An 18,876-nucleotide genomic window follows, 5' to 3' on the forward strand; every position below is an offset into this window, starting at 1 on the left:
ATTATGATTTTAAAAAAATATATATATCTAGTAGCAATTCTGTTTTCCTGTATAGGGTTTGCTCAAAATTCAATTACAGGAGTAGTAACCGATGCCGATGGGCAACCACTTCCAGGAGCCGGAGTTCAAATTAAGGGTTCTACTACTGGAGCCATGACAGACTTTGATGGAAATTACACAATTTCTGCCCAAAGTGCAGATGTATTGGTCATTTCAATGATAGGAATGGTAACACAGAATATTACCGTTGGTAATCAATCAGTAATTAATGTTTCATTATCCGCTGATGTTGCACAACTAGATGAGGTTGTGGTAATTGGGTACGGATCTGTTGCAAAAAAGGACTTAACAGGTTCTATTTCAACAGTAAAGACCAAAGAATTAGAAACACCTGTTGTTGCTAAATTTGATGAGGCGTTGGCTGGTAGAATTGCCGGTGTTAATGTTACTTCTAATGAAGGTACACCTGGGGCAGCGCAAAAAATTGTGATACGTGGTGGAAATTCTATAACAGGTTCAAACGATCCGTTATATGTAGTAAATGGTTTGCCATTAACTGACTTTGATCCTGCATCGATAGAAACTTCAGATATTGAGACGTTTACGGTATTAAAAGATGCTTCTGCTACGGCTATTTATGGTTCAAGAGGAGCCAATGGAGTTATTGTAATTACGACTAGGTCTGGAAGATCTAATTCTAAATCAGAAGTTACCATAAACCTTTCTACTTCATTACAAGAAGTTACGAATACATTAGATGTGATGAGTCCGTATCAATATGTTAAAAATTTAGAAACTGCAGCAATTGCACGAGATGGATATCAATTTTTACCAAATCAAGATGGAAGTAACTTAAATAACTTTAGAGGGCGTTGGGTAGATCCAGAATTGTATAGAGATGTAGAAGGTAGAGATTTTCAAGACGAAGCTTTTGATGTAGCGCCAATGACCCAAGGAAATATTTCTATTAGAGGTGGCGATAATAAAACCAACTTATCATTTACAACTGGTTTTGTAGATCAAGAAGGGGTCTTAATTACTACAGGGTTTAAAAGGTTTAATACAAACTTTACCATTAACCATGAGTTAAGTAGTAAAGTAAAATTATGGGGTTCTATGAACTATTCTAAAACAAATAGGATAGGACCTGCTTTAACAGATGGACCTGCAAGGCAGTTTTTGAAAAGTGTGGTGAAATTTGCACCGGTTGACCCTTTAATTCTTGGGCCAGGAGAGGAACCAGGTAATGGAGGATATATTCCGGGTGTTAATGATAATGAGTATGCCAATTTATTCGATCCAATTGAAAATATTAGAGGAACAAAACGTGAAGATAAGGCACATAATATTCGTGTAAACACAACGCTTACTTGGGATATAAATGATGCTTTTAAATTTAAAACAACCAATGGTTTTAGTACTACGGTTGGAAAACAAGAAAATTTTTGGTCGGAAAATACTGCAAGAGCGCAGAAAACAGAAGATGGTATCAGTGCTCAAATTAATGGGTATGAAAGATCAACATTCTCTACATCAAATACATTACAGTATAGTAGAAGAAAGAATCGTAAATATTTATGGGCCTTGATAGGTACAGAATATGTACACAATACAAGATGGGCAGATAGATTTGGGAACTTAGCCTTGCCTACAGATGCATTTGGAATAAATAATATTGATGTGGCTACAAGACCTACAATGGCAAGAACAGATTTTCAAGAAGATGCCTTGTTTTCATTTTTTGGCCGTGTAAATTATAACTTAAGCAATAATAAGTATCTATTTACTGCTACGTATAGAGCAGATGGGTCTTCTAAATTCCAAGGAGACAATAGATGGGGACACTTTCCAGCGTTTTCTGGAGCTTGGCAAATAGCAAAAGAAAATTTCATGAACAATGTAAATTTTGTGAATAGTCTTAAGTTAAGAGCAGGATGGGGTCTAACAGGTAATAATGGTGTTGGTGCTTATAGTTCTCAAAATCAATTTGGTATTGCAATTTGGAATCCATATGCATTTGGTGCAGGAGAAGAATACCAGCCAGGTGCAGTTCAAACAACATTTGCGGTGCCTGATTTAAGATGGGAGAAAACGGCACAAACCAACTTAGGTCTAGACTTTTCTATGTTAAATTCTAGATTATCTGGTACTGTAGATTACTACGATAAGAAAACAGAAGATTTATTATTGTGGGGTGATATGGCCTTAAGTACAGGGTTTAGCGCAGTGCCTCAAAATGTAGGATCAGTTAGTAATAAAGGATTTGAAATTACGCTGTCTGGATTAATTGTAGATAAAAATGATTTCAGTTGGAACTCTAGTATTAACATTTCTACAAACAAGAATGAAGTGTTGGCTTTAAATGATGGGCAAGAGTTTATCAAATCAGACCCTAGAATTCAATGGAATAATGAGTTCTATTATATTTCTGCGGTAGGTCAACCAGTAGGAATGATGTATGGATTTGAGTTTGATGGTTTATATCAAGCTGAAGATTTTATTTATGATCCAGTATCTAACCCTGCAGCTCCTTATATTCTTAAAGACGGTATAGTTTCTAACCCAACACTTACAGGACCTGGAACTGCGAAGCATGTAGATCAGAATGGAGATGGTATAATAGATCAAGAAGACCGTGTAGTTATTGGAGATCCATACCCAGATCACTTCGGAGGATTTAGTAACAATTTTAAATACAAAAATTTTGATTTAGGCATCTTGTTAAGATGGTCTTATGGACAAGACGTGTTTAATGCCAATAATTCATTATGGGGCTTCCCAAGTGCACAAAATGCACAAAATGGTTTGGCACATGTTGCTAATGCATGGACTCCTTGGAATACAGATACTAATGTTGTTGCACATGTTTCAAACGGTAATGCAACGTTTCCAAGACCAGGTTATGCTTTTGACGATAGATATGTAGAAGACGGAAGTTACTTAAGACTGCAAACAATTACTTTAGGGTATAATGTACCTATTCCAAAAAAATCTGGCTTTAGTAGTTTAAGACTGGCCTTAGCTGGGCAGAACTTACTTACTTGGACAAATTACTCTGGATTTGACCCAGAAGTGAATACAAGAGGAAATACAATGCCAAATATGGATTTTTCGGCATATCCAAAAAGTAGAACATATAGTTTATCAGTTCAAGCTAAATTTTAATAATTATGAATTTAAATAAGATAAAATCAATTTACAATAAAGGATTGCTAATAATAGGATTATTAGTGGTTACGACTGGTTGTTCGGATGAATTAGATTTAGAGCCAAAAAATAATTGGACAGGAGATAGTTTTTACCAAACAGAGAATGATATTAATGCTGCATTAGCTGGTATTCATTCACATTTATCAAGTGGTAATGTGTTTGGTGGTGTAATACAACAAATGAATAGTGGTACCGATGAACAATACAAATTAAAAAGTTGGAATGAAAATTATCCAACTGGTATCTATAAGCATAATGCTGCTTCGGTAGAAGTTAGAAATTTGTATGGTACCTTATACGGAGGTATTAACAATGCCAATAATATGATTAAATATATAGATCCAACTAAATTCGAAGACGAGGCTGTGTATAATAATTATTTAGCCGAAGCCAGATTTTTGAGAGGTCTAATGTATTACCACCTTACTATTTGGTTTAATGAAGTTCCACTGAGACTAGAGCCATCGGAAGATCAAAGTTCAAATCATGTTGCGCCTTCGCCAGTTAAAGAAATCTATGAGCAAATTTTAGCAGATTTAACATTTGCAGCAGAAAATTTATATAGCGTTTCTGAGGGGGAATATGTACCTGGGCATGCTAACAGTGGAGCAGCGCATGCAATGTTGGCAAAGACATATTTAAAAGCAGCAGGATATCCATTGCAGGCTTCTGAGATAAATGGAAAAGATCCATACTTAGCGGCAAAAGAGCATTGTAGCATTATCATGGAAAGTGGAGACCATATGCTAAACCCTAGTTATAAAGATGTATTCTTAAATTATATTCAAAATAGATTTGATTTGAGCGAAACATTATTTGAAATGGTTTATAGAAATGCCACTGATTTAGGGTTAAATATTGCTGGAAGAATTGGATCATATAATGGTTTATTCTATGGTATTAATGGGTCTAGAGTTAACGAACCTGTTTCTAGTCCAGAAATCACACCATCTCCTTTACATGAACTTTTGTATGAAGATAATGATAGTTTAAGAAAGCATTGGAATGTTCCAGCCTATGGTGCTAATAAAAATAGATGGAACCCAAATGGTGTTGTTGCGGAAAAAAACCCATTGGATTGGGGATATACTATTGGAAAATTTAGACGTTGGGATGCTGCCCATCCATGGGATCTTGATGCAACAAATGCAGCTTTGAAACCAGTTGTAACCATAGAAGCGCCTGAGCCTGTAAATCAACATTTCACTGGGATAAACTTCCCGCTTTTAAGATTTTCTGATGTGTTATTGATGTTTGCAGAAGCAGAGAACCAAATAAATGGTCCTACGGGGGAAGCTGTTTCGGCCATTGATTTAGTTAGAGCAAGAGCAGGGTTAGAAGGATTGGCAACTGTTAAGCCAGAGGCCATTGCAGGAGCCGATGCTTTCTTTGATGAAATTGTAGATGAGCGATTTAGAGAGTTGTGTTTCGAGGGGCATAGAAAGCATGATTTAATTCGTTGGGGATTATTAGAAGAAAAACTTAAAGAAGGGTATGAGGCCATAATTTATGAACCTGGATATAATGCTTCTCATGCGTTTAGGCATCGTGATTATGATAATTTCAATCCATCTATACACTTATCGCTGCCTTATCCAGAGCAAGAAGTATTGATAAATAATTTGTTAGAGCAGAAAACAGGATGGTAAAAATAAATAGTTAGTTTTTTTTAAATAGCTTTATCTGTTTGAGAGTATGAGTTAAGCTTTAGGATAAAGCCAAAAACAGCACCACTATTTGATTTATTTAAATAGTGGTGTTTTAAAACATATTTATATGAAATTACGCTATCGTATTAATTCCCTTTTAGCCATTATTTGAAATATTATGAATTCAATAGTGCTAAGTATTTAAATGGATTTTCAAACAAAAGAAATGAGTGATTAACTCAATAAATTAATTGGAGTTAGAAAACAAGTTGCCTTGACCTATTTAACCCTATTTATTGCTCTCAAACACCCTATTTTTGATGTCAATTAATTCGATTTTTGTACAAAGGGTACATCTTAACAACTAACATTAGTAACTTCTTAATTTAAGAAGATACACAAATTAAATGACTACCCAATAGTAGATTAATCAATGAAAAAAATAAATAATAAAATAACACTCACAAGTACGTTTAATCTAGTACTTTGTTTATGTGTGTTTGTTCAGTTGTCATGCTCACAATCAAGAATAAATACTCAAAGAGTATCACAATCTTTTAATCAGGATTGGACCTTTGGAAAGGGAGAAATTGGATCTGAGTCTGAAATTGATTTCGATGATTCTTCTTGGAGAAAATTGGACTTACCACACGATTGGGCTATTGAAGGTCCATTTGATAAAAAACACGATACACGCACAGGAGGTTTACCAATTTACGGTACATCCTGGTATCGCAAAAATTTTACAATTGATGCCAAACATAAAGGAAAACAAGTAACCGTAGAATTTGATGGCGTTATGAATAATGCCGAAATCTTTATTAATGGAGAGAAAGCAGGAGAAAGACCATTTGGGTATATAAGTTTCGAAGTAGACCTTACTCCATATATAAAATTTGGACAAGAAAATATAATTGCAGTACGTGTCGATCCAAAAGAACTTTCTGCGCGTTGGTATCCTGGAGCGGGAATTTATAGAAATACATATTTAAATATTAAAAGCCCAGTTAATATAACTTACAATGGGACGTATATTACAACACCGATGGTATCAGAAACGGAGTCAGAAGTTGTAATTGAAACTACCATTGAAAATAAGCAAAACTTAAGGGGAAAGTATAGTTTACAAACTTCTATTCTAAATGCTAACGGAAAAGTGATGGCTAAAAGTTCAATAGTTGTTAATTTGGAAAAAGAACTAATTGTAGTAGATAAAATTAAAGTTAGCAACCCTGTTTTATGGGATTTAGATAATCCACATTTGTATACAGCAGAATCTGTATTATTGAAAAACGGAAGTCAAATCGATAATTATGAAACTACATTTGGAATCCGAACTATCAAGTATTCAAAAGAAAAAGGGTTCGAATTAAACGGAAATCAAGTTAAGTTTAAAGGTGTCTGTTTACATCACGATCTTGGACCTTTAGGAAGTGCAGTTAATTATCGCGCTACGGAGCGTCAATTAGAAATAATGAAAAGTATCGGTGTAAATGCGATAAGAACAAGTCATAATCCTCCATCAAAAGAGCAATTGGAATTATGTGATAAAATGGGAATTCTAGTGCAATTAGAAGCATTTGACGAATGGGCAATAGCAAAAGTAGAAAACGGATATAACAAAATTTGGGATGAATGGCATGAGCGTGATTTACGCGACATGATTAAAAGAGATCGTAACCACCCTTCTGTTGTCATGTGGAGTATAGGAAATGAAATTAGAGAGCAAAGAAATAAAAAGGGCGCCGAAGTAGCAAAACACTTAGTCGCTATTTGCCATGATGAAGACCCTACAAGGCCAGTAACTGCAGGATTTAACAGTTATCCGCAATCTATTAAAAATGGATTGGCCGAAGCTGTAGATTTAGTTGGATTTAATTACAAAGCTACCCAGTACGATAAAGTTGTTAAAAACAATCCAAACTTTATTGTTTATGGTGCAGAAACGGCATCAACCGTAAGTTCAAGAGGAGTGTATCATTTGCCGGTTAAGAATTATGATAGACATGAATCTTTGCAAGTTTCGAGTTACGATATTATTAGTCCGCCTTGGGCATATCCACCAGATTTTGAAACCTATGCGCAAGAAACTATGCCGCATTCATTAGGTGAGTTTGTATGGACAGGTTTTGACTATTTAGGAGAACCAACTCCATATAATGGTAGAGATAATGAGACACATGGTAAATGGGGTGGAGACTGGCCGTCGCGTAGTTCTTATTTTGGAATAGTAGATTTAGCTGGTTTTCCAAAGGATAGGTATTATTATTATCAAAGTAGGTGGACAGAAAAACCTATGGTTCACATTTTGCCGCATTGGAATTGGGAAAATTCAGAGCACAGAGAAATACCTGTTTATTGCTATACAAATGCAGAGGAGGCCGAATTATTTTTAAATGGTAAATCACTTGGTAAGAAAGTGATGGGTGTAGATAAAACAACAATTCCTGCTGAGTTTTCATGGTGGAAAAAGCCTCAAACTACTTGGGAGTCACCATATAGATTAAACTGGAATGTAGCTTATGAGCCGGGAGAACTTAAAGTAGTTGCTTACAATGATGGAAAGGCGGTAGCAGAGAAAATAATTGTAACTGCTGGTGAACCAGATCATATTGAATTAATTCCGGATAGAACAGAAATAGATGCAGACGGTTCGGACTTATCATTTGTAACTGTGAAAGTTGTAGATAAGGATGGTAACTTTTGCCCGCTTGCAGATAATTTAATCAATTTCAAAATTGATGGACCTGCTAGTATTGCGGCAGTGGGTAATGGTAATGCGGCAACAACTGAACCGTTTCAGGCAAATTATAGAAAAGCCTTTAATGGATTATGTATGCTAATTATTAAAAGTAAAAAAGGAGTATCCGGAGAAGTTAGTATTGAGGCTTCCTCTAATGGAATGACGAACGGAAATGTAAAAGTATTCACAAAATAAAAAAGTAGAAATAATGAAAAGAGGATATGTTTTAATTTTAATGATTGTCTTGTCGGTTGGGTTTTATTTTTTTACATCATTGAATACTGATAATAAAAAAGAAAAAACGGAGAATAGTAAACCAAATGTGATCTATATTTTGGCTGATGATTTGGGTTATGGAGATTTGAGTTTAACGGGTCAAGATAAATTTGACACGCCTAATATTGACAAATTAGCTGTAGATGGTATGGTATTTACACAGCATTATTCAGGAGCTACAGTTTGTGCGCCGTCCCGTTCTACCTTGTTAACAGGGATGCATACAGGACATACCGTAATAAGAGGAAATAAAGAGGTAAGACCTGAAGGCCAGCACCCAATGCCAGCAAATACATATACAATGGCCGAAATGCTTCAAGAGGCTGGATACAAAACATCCGTTTATGGTAAATGGGGATTAGGATTCCCGGGCTCGGAAGGAGACGCAAACAACCAGGGATTTGATGAGTTTTTCGGTTATAATTGTCAGCGAGTTGCTCACAACTATTATCCGTATCACTTATGGCACAATCAAGAAAAAATCATATTAAAAGGTAACGAAGGAAAAGGACAAGAAGTCTATGCCCCAGATTTAATTCATGATAAAGCATTAGCATTTATCGAAGAAAATAAAGACGAATCATTCTTTATGTTTTACGCGTCTCCTTTGCCACATGCCGAGTTGTTATTACCAAATTCTTACATGGAAAAATATAAAGGGAAATTAAATCCTGAAACGAAACATGTCGGTGTAGATGATGGACCAACGTACAAATTAGGAGGCTATGGTTCGCAAGATTATCCTCATGCAGCCTTTGCTGGGATGATTAATCATTTAGATACTCAGGTAGGAGAAATAGTAAAAAAATTAGAAGAGTTAGGAATTGCAGACAATACAATTGTAGTTTTTACATCGGACAACGGACCCCATCGAGAAGGAGGAGCCGACCCCGACTATTTTAATAGTAACGGAATTTATAAGGGCTATAAAAGAGATTTGTACGAAGGTGGAGTGCATGTGCCAATGATTGCGAAATGGCCCGGAAAGATAAAGGCCGGATCAACATCAGATCATATTTCTGCTTTTTGGGATATCATGCCTACACTTGCAGACATAACAGGGCAGAAATTAGATGATTCAATAGATGGAATTTCTTTTTCACCTACACTAACCGAAGTTGGAGTCCAAGAACAACATGAATATTTGTATTGGGAATTTCACGAAAAAGGAGGAAGAACTGCCATTAGAAAAGGAAAATGGAAAGGGGTTAAGTATAACGTATTGAAAGATCCAAACGGAATAATAGAATTGTATAATTTGGAACTAGATCCAGGAGAAGAAAATAATTTGGCGTCTAAGCATCCAAAATTAGTTAAGGAGTTGACAAAATTAATGCGAGAAGCCAGAACGCCTTCAGATATTTTTAAGTTTGAAGCACCGACTTTTTTAAATGTAGATTAATTTAATGATGTTTAATAAAGTCTATATTATAATAATTGGTTTAATGTTATTCGGGTGCATTTCTGCTCAGAATAACAAACCGAATGTCGTATTAATTCTGGTTGATGACATGGGCTGGACCGATCTTGGTAGTTTTGGAAGTGACTTGTATCAAAGTCCTAACATTGATAAACTCGCTGATGAAGGGGTACGATTTACAAATTCATATAGTTCATGTACGGTATGTTCGCCTACTAGGGCATCTATAGTTACAGGAAAATACCCGGCTAGATTAAATGTTACAGATTGGATAGAAGGACATAAATACCCATGGGCAAAATTAAATGTTCCGGATTGGACTATGTATTTACCCGATGAGGAATATACCATGGCAGAGGCTTTTAAAGATGCGGGATATCAAACGGCTCATTTTGGAAAATGGCACTTAGGTGAAAAAGAAGAAAATTGGCCAGAAAATCATGGATTCGATATAAATGTTGGGGGCTGGTCTAGAGGAGCACCTAGACGAGATAAAGCAAAAGGATATACCGGCTATTTCTCTCCATACGGAAACCCGAGATTAGAGGATGGACCAGAAGGAGAGTATTTAACAGAAAGGTTAAGCAATGATGTTGTATCATATATTGACAAGAACGGTGATTCACCGTTTTTTATCAATCTTTGGTTATATAATGTTCATACGCCACTTCAAGCCACACAGGATAAAATAGATAAATTCAAATCACTTGTTAATCCGAACGCAAATCACAGAAATGCCACTTATGCAGCCATGGTTGAACATACAGACGAAGCTGTTGGTAAGATTATAACTAAATTAAAAGAAAAGAGCTTGTTAGAGAACACAATTATCCTTTTCTCTTCGGATAATGGTGGGTTAATTGGAAAAAATCCTAAAAACCCTGTTACAAATAATACACCTTTGAGAACTGGTAAAGGCGATATATACGAAGGAGGAGTTAAAATTCCAACTATAATTTATGCGCCAAATAGAATTGTTGGAGGTCAAGAAGTTGAAACGCCAATTATTTCAATGGATTATTATCCAACCCTAATGGAGTTGACAGGTATTAAGTCAAGGAAGATTACAAGACAGACGGTTGATGGGAAAAGTGTTTTACCATTTATTAAAAAATCAAATTCAGAAAGAGAAGCTATTTTTTGGCATTACCCTCATTATCATCAAGAAGGCGGAGTTCCATATTCTGCAATTCGTTTAGGAGATTTCAAATTGATTGAGAATTTCGAAAGTGATTCGTATGAATTGTATAATTTGAAGAACGATGTAGGAGAATCGATGAATATAATTGAAAATCATCCTGCCATTGCAGAGGATTTGAAGATGAGACTATCGAAATGGAGAGATGAAGTTGGGGCGCAATACCCAACTAAAAACCAAAACTTTAATAAGGAAAAAGAACGTAAAAAGTAATGAAAAAAATACTCGTTTTAATAATATTGGTTCTTTTAGGAGCCTGTGTCGGAAGTAACAAAAGTAGCGCTCAGCAAAATCCTAGAGAGCGAGTATCAATAGATTTCGATTGGAAATTTTCTTTGGGAGATATTGAAAACGCTTCTCAAGAACAGTTTAACGATGCTGATTGGAGACACCTAGATGTACCACATGATTGGAGTATTGAAGGAGAATACAACGAAAATAACCCTGCTGGAATTGCAGGGGCATATTTACCTACTGGTATTGGTTGGTATCGAAAAAATATTGAGATTGAGAATCTCGAAAAGGACGATAAGTATTTTGTAGAGTTCGATGGCGTTTACATGAATTCTGATGTTTATATAAACGGAAATCATTTAGGAAAAAGACCTTATGGATATATCAGTTTTTCTTATGATTTAACCCCATATTTAAAAGAAGGTACAAATAAGCTTGCTGTAAGAGTAGATAATTCAAAATCACCTAGCGGAAGATGGTACACAGGATCAGGAATTTATCGTCATGTATGGTTAACAAAAACTTCTACTATTTATATACCTCAGTGGGGAACGGCGATAACGACATCAAACATTTCAGATTCAAGTGCCGACATAAAAATTAATGGTGATATAAAGAATGATGCTAAAAAAGATCAAGTTGTAGATGTAATTAGTATTATTTACGATGCTACTAATATTGCTATCGATTCAACAAAAAGTACAGTTCAAATTAATAAAGATGGTTCTTTTGAGCAAAGCATTACAGTTAATAATCCAAAACTTTGGTCTCCTGATAGTCCAAACATGTACAACTTAAAAACTAAGTTACTGGTTAATGGAATACTAATAGACACCTACACTACACCGTTTGGAATAAGATCTATTGAGTTAAATATAGATAAAGGTTTTTTACTAAATGGCGAGCCAATAAAATTTAAAGGCTTAAGTAATCACCACGATGCTGGCCCTGTGGGTGCTGCGGTACCGGATGATCTTTTATATAGCCGATTAAAGTTGCTAAAAGACATGGGATGTAACGCACTTCGTACAACTCACAATCCATTTTCTCCAGAGTTTTACGCTTTGTGCGATACACTAGGAATAATGGTAATGGATGAAGCGTTTGATGGATGGTTCACCAAAAAGGCGGAATATGATTACGGAATTTATTTTAAGGAATGGTGGAAACGAGATTTAAAAGATTTTGTAAAAAGAGATCGCAATCATCCATCGGTAGTTATGTGGAGTGTTGGTAATGAAGTTCGAGGCTTTAAGGCTGAAGATCAAAAAGAAATTGTGAGTTACCTAAAAACAATTGATAGTTCAAGGCCAGTAACACAAGGTCGAGGTCATTTTGCGCCTTATGTTGATATAACAGGATTTAATGGCCATGGAGAACAAAAAGGAGTTTTAGAGAAGTTTCATAAAGAAAATCCAGATAAATTAATTATTGGAACAGAAATGACACACACCTTGCAAACTAGAGGTGTTTACAGAACTAAAACTTGGTATAGAACCAAAGACAATCCAGCACCATGGGAAAAACCAGCAGATTTTAAAAGGTTTGAGTCTAAAGTATATAAAATACCGGATTTAACCGAAAAAGAAGTTTTTCCTGGAATCACAAAAAAATACCAGTCATCGTACGATAATTCAATTGTTAGAATTGGAGTTAGAGACGATTGGAATCGTGTTGAAGCATTAGACTATTATGTTGGAAACTTTAGATGGACTGGTTTTGACTATTTAGGAGAATCTTTTGGTTGGCCTGCAAGAACTGCAAATTTTGGTATTATAGATTTAGCCGGATTCCCAAAAGACCACTATTATTTATATCAAAGTCTTTGGAGTGATAAACCGATGGTACATATGCTTCCACATTGGACGCATCCTGGCTACGAAGGTGTTGAAATACCTGTGGTTGTGTACACCAACTGTGAAAGTGCAGAATTATTTTTAAATGGAAAATCTTTGGGTGAAAAGAATATCACCTCTGAAAGACAAATTGTTTGGCAGGTGCCGTACAAATCCGGAGAGTTAAAAGTTGTTGCTAAGAATAATAGTAAACCGGTAGTTGAACAAATATATAACAGTGCAGAAATAGGCACCAAAGTTCAATTAAAGGCAGACAAGGTAACTGTTAAACCAAATAAAACAGATGTTATTCAAATTGAAGTTGCTATTGTAGATAGTAAGAATGTTATTGTTCCAGAAGGCGATAACTTCGTTGAATTTGAAATTTCTGGACCTGCAAAATTACTTGGTGTAGAAAATGGTGATATACTAGATTTAGCACCTCACAAAGTAATGAGCAGAAAGGCATTTAAAGGAAAATGTTTGTTATTGATTCAATCGACAGATGAAGGAGGAGAAATAGAAGTAAAAGCTTCTTCGCAAGGTTTACAAGAGTCAGTATTATCTGTTTTGTCGAAATAATAATTCGTTGATTATAAATTAAAAAAAAAATAATATTAATAATTAAATAAATAATATCATGAAGAAAATAACACTTGTATTAGTATTCTTTGCATTCGCAATTTCCGGAACAGCGCAATCTAAAAATAATTATTATGAAGGTAGATTTGAGCGTGCAAAAGTATTTGCAAAAGTAGCAGCGGAAGAGTTTGATTTGACGGAAAAGCAAGAAAAAGAAGTATATGAACTTAAAGTAGCTCATTTTGAAGAGCAAAGTGCAGCAAATAAAAAGTATAAAAAAGGTGAAATTACCGAAGAAGAAAAGAAAGCACCAAATAGAAAATTTGGTCAAGAATTTAAAAAATATCACGGTAAAAACTACCAAGAACTACAACCTTTTTATGATAAAGTGAAAAAGGAAATGAAAAAATTGAATTAATTAGTAACAATTTATAAGCTCTAGTTAATTTAAATATGAAAAATTCATTGGTTTTATTTCTTGTATTTGCTGCTTTAATAAGGTCGTTTGCCTCTGTTGAGCCAAATCTAAAAGTAGTATATAAAGAGGTGGATGGAATTAAGTTATCCATGGATATCTTTTTTCCAGAAAACCATAAAATGAACAATCAATCTCCTGCAATTTTATTTTTTCATGGTGGCGGATGGAAAGGTGGTGGTGTTGCCCATTTCTATAATCAAGCTGCATACTTAGCATCTAGAGGGATGGTGGCAATAAGTGTTCAGTACAGAACCGAAAAACCACATGGAACCACTCCAATAGAATGTGTAAAAGATGGGAAGTCTGCGATGCGATGGATTAAAACGCATGCTTCAGAATATGGAATTGACCCAAATAGAATTGTAGCTGGTGGTGGCTCGGCAGGAGGTCATGTTGCGGCGGCAATGGCAACACTAGAAGGATTTAATGAAGAAGGTGAAGATACTTCTGTGAGTTGTGTTCCTAAAGCCCTAGTGTTATTTAACCCAGTGGCGAATAATGGACCTAATGGTTATGGATTCGAAAGGGTACATGAATATTGGGAAGGTTTCTCTCCTGCTCATAATTTAATTAAAAATGCACCGCCAACCTTAATTATGTTAGGTACAAAGGACAAACTTTTTACGGTTAGTCAAGCTCAGGAATACAAGCAAAAAATGGAAGTGCTTGGATTACGCTGTGATTTAATTTTATATGATGATCAAGACCATGCATTTTTTAATATTGATATGAACAAAGAATTGCATTTTAAAACAATGGAGGATGCCGATGTTTTTTTAACATCTTTAGGCTATTTAAAAGGGAAACCAATCGTTAATAAATTTAGAGAAAGCATTAATGAAAAATAATATCATTTTAATTCTACTCCTAGTTTCGGGAATAAATTTTCAAGCACAGAACAAACCGAACCTTGTAATCATCCATACAGATGAACACAATCTAAGAACACTTGGGGCATACAGAGCAACGATGTCAAAAGAACAAGGACAAATATGGGGTGAAGGCAATATAGTTGAAACACCAAATATTGACAGAATCGCCAATGAAGGAGCTATCGCTTTAAATTGGTATGCACCTTCTCCTGTTTGTACGCCTTCACGAGCATCTATGGTTTCAGGGTTGTACCCGGTCGCAACAGGATCACCTGTAAATGATATGCCTTTAAAGGATGAAGTAGTGACCTTTGCTCAGATTTTAAAAGATAATGGCTATGCAACGGCATATGTAGGAAAATGGCATTTGGATGGAGAAGGGAAACCAGGATTTGCGCCGGAACGTAAGTTTGGTTTTACAGATAACAGATACATGTTCAATCGTGGACATTGGAAAATACTAGGAGAAAACGATAATGGACCATTTGTCGATCAAGAAATCAATAAGAATGGAGGAGGAGTTTGGGATCATGATAAAGTTGACAGAGACAACTTTACAACAGATTTTTTAGTTGATAAATCACTTGAAATTATTGAGAGAGATAAAAACAAACCATTTTGCTTAATGCTTTCTTTACCTGACCCACATGGACCAGATCAAGTTAGAGCACCTTATGATACGATGTACAAGGATATGAAATTTGAAGTTCCTTTATCTGCAACAAAATCAAAAGAACAAATTCCTGGTTGGGTCAATTTAAATGGGAAAAAGAATATTGTAAAGGAGGCCAAACTTCAAAGAGGGTTAACCAATTATTTTGGAATGGTTAAGAATATTGATGACAATGTAGGTAGGATTTTGTCTTATTTGAAGGAAAACAACCTTGAAGATAATACTATTGTTGTCTTTACCTCAGATCATGGAGATTTGTATGGTGAGCACGGAAAATTAAATAAAGGACTTCCTTATGAAATGTCGGCTAGAGTAGCATTTATGTTGAGATACCCTGGTGCGGTAAAAGCAGGAAAATCTGTTGAAAAAGCACTAACTATGGTGGACTTCGCCCCAACTATTTTAGGATTAATGAACATCGATCAGTCTGACAACGAATTCCATGGAATTGATGCATCTAAAGATTTTTCTAATACTCAAAAAGAGGTTAAAGATAATACGAGAATTGTGTATCTAACCAATGCTGGAGGACGTTGGGTCGCTGCAGTTAACAGCAAGTACAAACTGGTACTGTCCCCTAGTGATATGCCTTGGTTATTTGATTTAGAAAAAGACCCTAATGAAATGACAAATCAATACAATAACCTAGAATACAAAGAAATTGCTATTAAATTAGAGAAAGAACTTTATGCTCAAATGGAAATGTATAAGGAACCACTAGATATTTCTAAATTGAAGAAATAAAAACCAAACTTAAAATGTTGGTTTGAAATAAAACAGAATTATAAACAATTACCAATTATGTGTAAAAACATTAAATATATCGTTTGCGTCTTATTTTTGGGAACATTATCAATTAGCGCTCAAGAAAAACAACCAAATATCCTTTTTATTGCTATAGATGATATGAATGATTGGACTGGTTTTTTGGGAGGTCATTCAGAAGCCATTACTCCAAACTTAGATAAGATTGCAGATAAAGGAATTAACTTTGCGAATGCGCATGTGTCAGCACCTGGATGTTCACCAAGTAGAAATTCATTGTTATACGGGGTTGAACCATTTAATTCTGGTTTGTATCCTTTTTATGAGCATGATATTCACAAACAATTAAGAAAAAAATACACCACTTTGCCAACGCTGCTCAAGGCTAATGGTTACAATACATTTGGATCAGGTAAAATTCATCATGGCAGTTCTGATGACCCTAATGAATGGACGGACTATTACGAGCCAAAGAATGCTAATAAGAAATTTAAAGACAGTGAAGGCTATAAAAGAAACGCCAAACATTCATTTAGACCAACATTACATCCTGATGAGGAACATAGAGATCACCAATTTGCAAATTACGGGATTGAAAAATTACAAGAAAAGCATGACAAGCCATTCTTTTTAGCGGTAGGTATTGTAAAACCGCATTTACCATTTGATGCTCCAATTCGATTCTTTGACAAGTACCCTAAAGAAGTTGATTTAGAAAACTTTAAAGAAGATGATTTAAGCGATATACCACAAGCAGGAAAAAAATTAGTTAAACAAGGTGAGTTTAATCAATATAAAAAAGACGAGGCTTGGGGTAAGATTAGAAGAGCTTATTTAGCCTCAATCTCATGGGCTGATTATAATATTGGTCGAGTTCTTGATGCTCTAGAGGCAAGTGATTACGCAGATAATACGGTTATTGTTATTTGGTCCGATCACGGTTATCATTTAGGTGAAAAGAACACGTTCAAAAAATTTACGCTTTGGGAAGAAGCAACAAGAGTACCATTTATTATTTATGATGGTAGAATTAAAAATCAACCACAAGGAAGAAACTACGTAGAGCCGGTTTCACTTATTAATGTTTATAAAACTATTGCAGAATATACCGGTGTAGAAGTCCCTGAATATGTAGATGGTGAAAGTTTAATTCCGATTATTAAAGATCAGACAGAACAGTTAACTATTCCCACAATTACTTCTTGGGGAAGAGGAAATTATGCTGTTAGAACTAAAACACACAGATATATAAGGTATTATAATGGTGGTGAAGAATTATACGACCATACCGCCGATCCAAATGAATGGAACAATTTAGCAAAAGATGAAAATCAAGCGGAATTAATCAAGGAACTAAAATCTCATCTTCCAAAAAATGAACATCCTATGATTTCTGATTTTGTTTCACCATGGAGCGTTGAAGGAGCAGATAAAGCAAAATACAGAGGGAAGAATAAAAAATGAGAAAAACAATAGCAATATTAACCCTGTTATTTTGTCCATATTTATTTGCTAACACTTATTATGTAAATTCCAAAACAGGCAATGACTCCTATTCCGGTACAAGTAAATCTAGTCCATGGAAAACATTATGGAAAGTTAATAAGCAAAATTTTAAACCCGGAGATAAAATACTTTTTGCTGCTGGAACTTCTTATGAAGGCAAATTAGTGCCAAAGGGTTCGGGCAAAGCAGGTAAGATAATTCAAATTGACAGGTATGGAAAAGGTGCCAATCCAGCAATTCACGGAAATGGATATAACGAGTATACACTGTTACTCTATAATGTTGAATATTGGGAAGTCCGTAATTTAGAAATAACCAATCAAGGAAAAGAACGAAAAGCAAGAAGAAGAGGTATTATTGTTCGTGCGGAAGATTTTGGAGACAGCCATCATATTGTTTTAGAAGGTTTAGAGATTCATAATGTAAATGGTGTCTTAGAAAAGAAAGAGGGTGGTGGATCCGCTATTTTATGGGAAAACAAAGGAAAGAAAATCAAAACTCGCTTTATTGATTTACAAATTCTGAATAATTATATCCATCATTGCGATCGAAATGCAATGAATTCTAGAGGGTATGCAAATCGTTCGGAATGGCATCCGAGTTTGGGCGTGGTTATTCGTGGTAATTTAATAGAAAATGTTCCTGGAGATGGTATTGTTCCCATAGGTTGTGATGGTGCATTGATTGAATATAACGTTATAAGAAAAGGCTTGGATATTATGCCTGTTGGAGATGCTGCTGCCGGAATATGGCCTTGGAGTTCAGACAATACCTTAGTTCAATTTAATGAAGTAAGTGATCATAGAGCCAAATGGGATGGTCAGAGTTATGATGCCGATTTTAACTGTATTGGGAGTACATTTCGATACAATTACAGTTTTGATAATTGGGGTGGTTTTATGCTCATTTGCAACAACGGATTTAAATTAGGTGAACCAATGAATATTGGAACTAAAGACACCAAAATACAGTATAACTTAAGTGTAAATGATGGTTTAAGACCGTATAAGGCGCATAACAAACGTTTCTTTTCTCCAACATTTCATATTACGGGTCCGGTCGAAAATACAAGTATAAAGAACAATATAATTATTATCCCAAAGAAACCTGTTTCAGAAATTGAAAACACACTACTTGAGTTTAAAGATTGGGGTAACACCTATCCAAATCAAACAGTCTTTTCAAATAATATTGTGAGGAATCAGCAAAAGGCTTCCAACTTGAATATTGACAAAACAACCGGATTTGTTCAAAAGGGAAATGATATTAAAACAGGCTTTAACTATAAAGAAAAGAATCCGTTAAAAATTTTAGAGACCCTAAAAAATGATGGGTCCATTAAGGAAAGTAATGATTTTAAAACTTTATATGATTTTATTCGGTTTAGAATAGAAAATCCAGATCCACGATTTAAAACCATGAATTAAATTAATTC

11 protein-coding genes are annotated in these 18,876 nt (G+C 35.0%); all 11 read left to right on the top strand.

What is annotated here, in order from left to right; genetic code table 11:
* The first annotated feature begins 3 nt into the window (after positions 1–3).
* The 11 genes from RM519_RS01130 to RM519_RS01180 all read left to right on the top strand — a co-directional run bounded on the left by RM519_RS01130 (position 4) and on the right by RM519_RS01180 (position 18,868).
* On the top strand, positions 4–3,165 hold the full coding sequence (locus tag RM519_RS01130) for a SusC/RagA family TonB-linked outer membrane protein (protein ID WP_311591642.1): 3,162 nt from the start codon (positions 4–6) through the stop codon (positions 3,163–3,165).
* A gap of 5 nt (positions 3,166–3,170) precedes the next feature.
* Positions 3,171–4,859, top strand: a complete 1,689-nt coding sequence (locus RM519_RS01135; protein WP_311591643.1) for a RagB/SusD family nutrient uptake outer membrane protein — start codon at positions 3,171–3,173, stop codon at positions 4,857–4,859.
* A 433-nt stretch (positions 4,860–5,292) separates the two neighbouring features.
* The gene (gene galB / locus RM519_RS01140; RefSeq protein WP_311591644.1) at positions 5,293–7,797 is read left to right on the top strand and encodes a beta-galactosidase GalB; all 2,505 of its coding nucleotides are present in this window, start codon (positions 5,293–5,295) and stop codon (positions 7,795–7,797) included.
* 13 nt (positions 7,798–7,810) lie between these two features.
* Positions 7,811–9,280 (top strand): arylsulfatase, encoded by a 1,470-nt coding sequence (locus tag RM519_RS01145; protein WP_311591645.1) that lies wholly within the window; start codon positions 7,811–7,813, stop codon positions 9,278–9,280.
* 43 nt (positions 9,281–9,323) lie between these two features.
* Positions 9,324–10,709 carry a sulfatase gene (locus RM519_RS01150; protein WP_311591646.1) on the top strand — a complete coding sequence of 462 codons (1,386 nt, stop codon included), beginning with the start codon at positions 9,324–9,326 and terminating at the stop codon, positions 10,707–10,709.
* Entirely contained in the window at positions 10,709–13,147 is a 2,439-nt protein-coding gene (locus RM519_RS01155; RefSeq protein WP_311591647.1) for a glycoside hydrolase family 2 TIM barrel-domain containing protein, read from the top strand. Before RM519_RS01150 ends, RM519_RS01155 begins: the two co-directional genes overlap by 1 nt.
* Positions 13,148–13,205: 58 nt before the next feature.
* Positions 13,206–13,565: a hypothetical protein gene (locus RM519_RS01160; RefSeq protein WP_311591648.1), complete on the top strand. Its 360-nt coding sequence runs from the start codon at positions 13,206–13,208 to the stop codon at positions 13,563–13,565.
* Between the two features lie 35 nt (positions 13,566–13,600).
* Positions 13,601–14,473: an alpha/beta hydrolase gene (locus tag RM519_RS01165; RefSeq protein ID WP_311591649.1), complete on the top strand. Its 873-nt coding sequence runs from the start codon at positions 13,601–13,603 to the stop codon at positions 14,471–14,473.
* Positions 14,463–15,914 (top strand): sulfatase-like hydrolase/transferase, encoded by a 1,452-nt coding sequence (locus RM519_RS01170; RefSeq protein ID WP_311591650.1) that lies wholly within the window; start codon positions 14,463–14,465, stop codon positions 15,912–15,914. Before RM519_RS01165 ends, RM519_RS01170 begins: the two co-directional genes overlap by 11 nt.
* A 57-nt stretch (positions 15,915–15,971) precedes the next feature.
* Positions 15,972–17,399: a sulfatase gene (locus RM519_RS01175; RefSeq protein WP_311591651.1), complete on the top strand. Its 1,428-nt coding sequence runs from the start codon at positions 15,972–15,974 to the stop codon at positions 17,397–17,399.
* Positions 17,396–18,868, top strand: a complete 1,473-nt coding sequence (locus tag RM519_RS01180) for a right-handed parallel beta-helix repeat-containing protein (RefSeq protein ID WP_311591652.1) — start codon at positions 17,396–17,398, stop codon at positions 18,866–18,868. Before RM519_RS01175 ends, RM519_RS01180 begins: the two co-directional genes overlap by 4 nt.
* Positions 18,869–18,876: the final 8 nt, after the last annotated feature.

This window comes from Urechidicola vernalis, from assembly GCF_031846385.1.
GTDB classification, from domain to species: Bacteria; Bacteroidota; Bacteroidia; order Flavobacteriales; family Flavobacteriaceae; genus Urechidicola; species Urechidicola vernalis.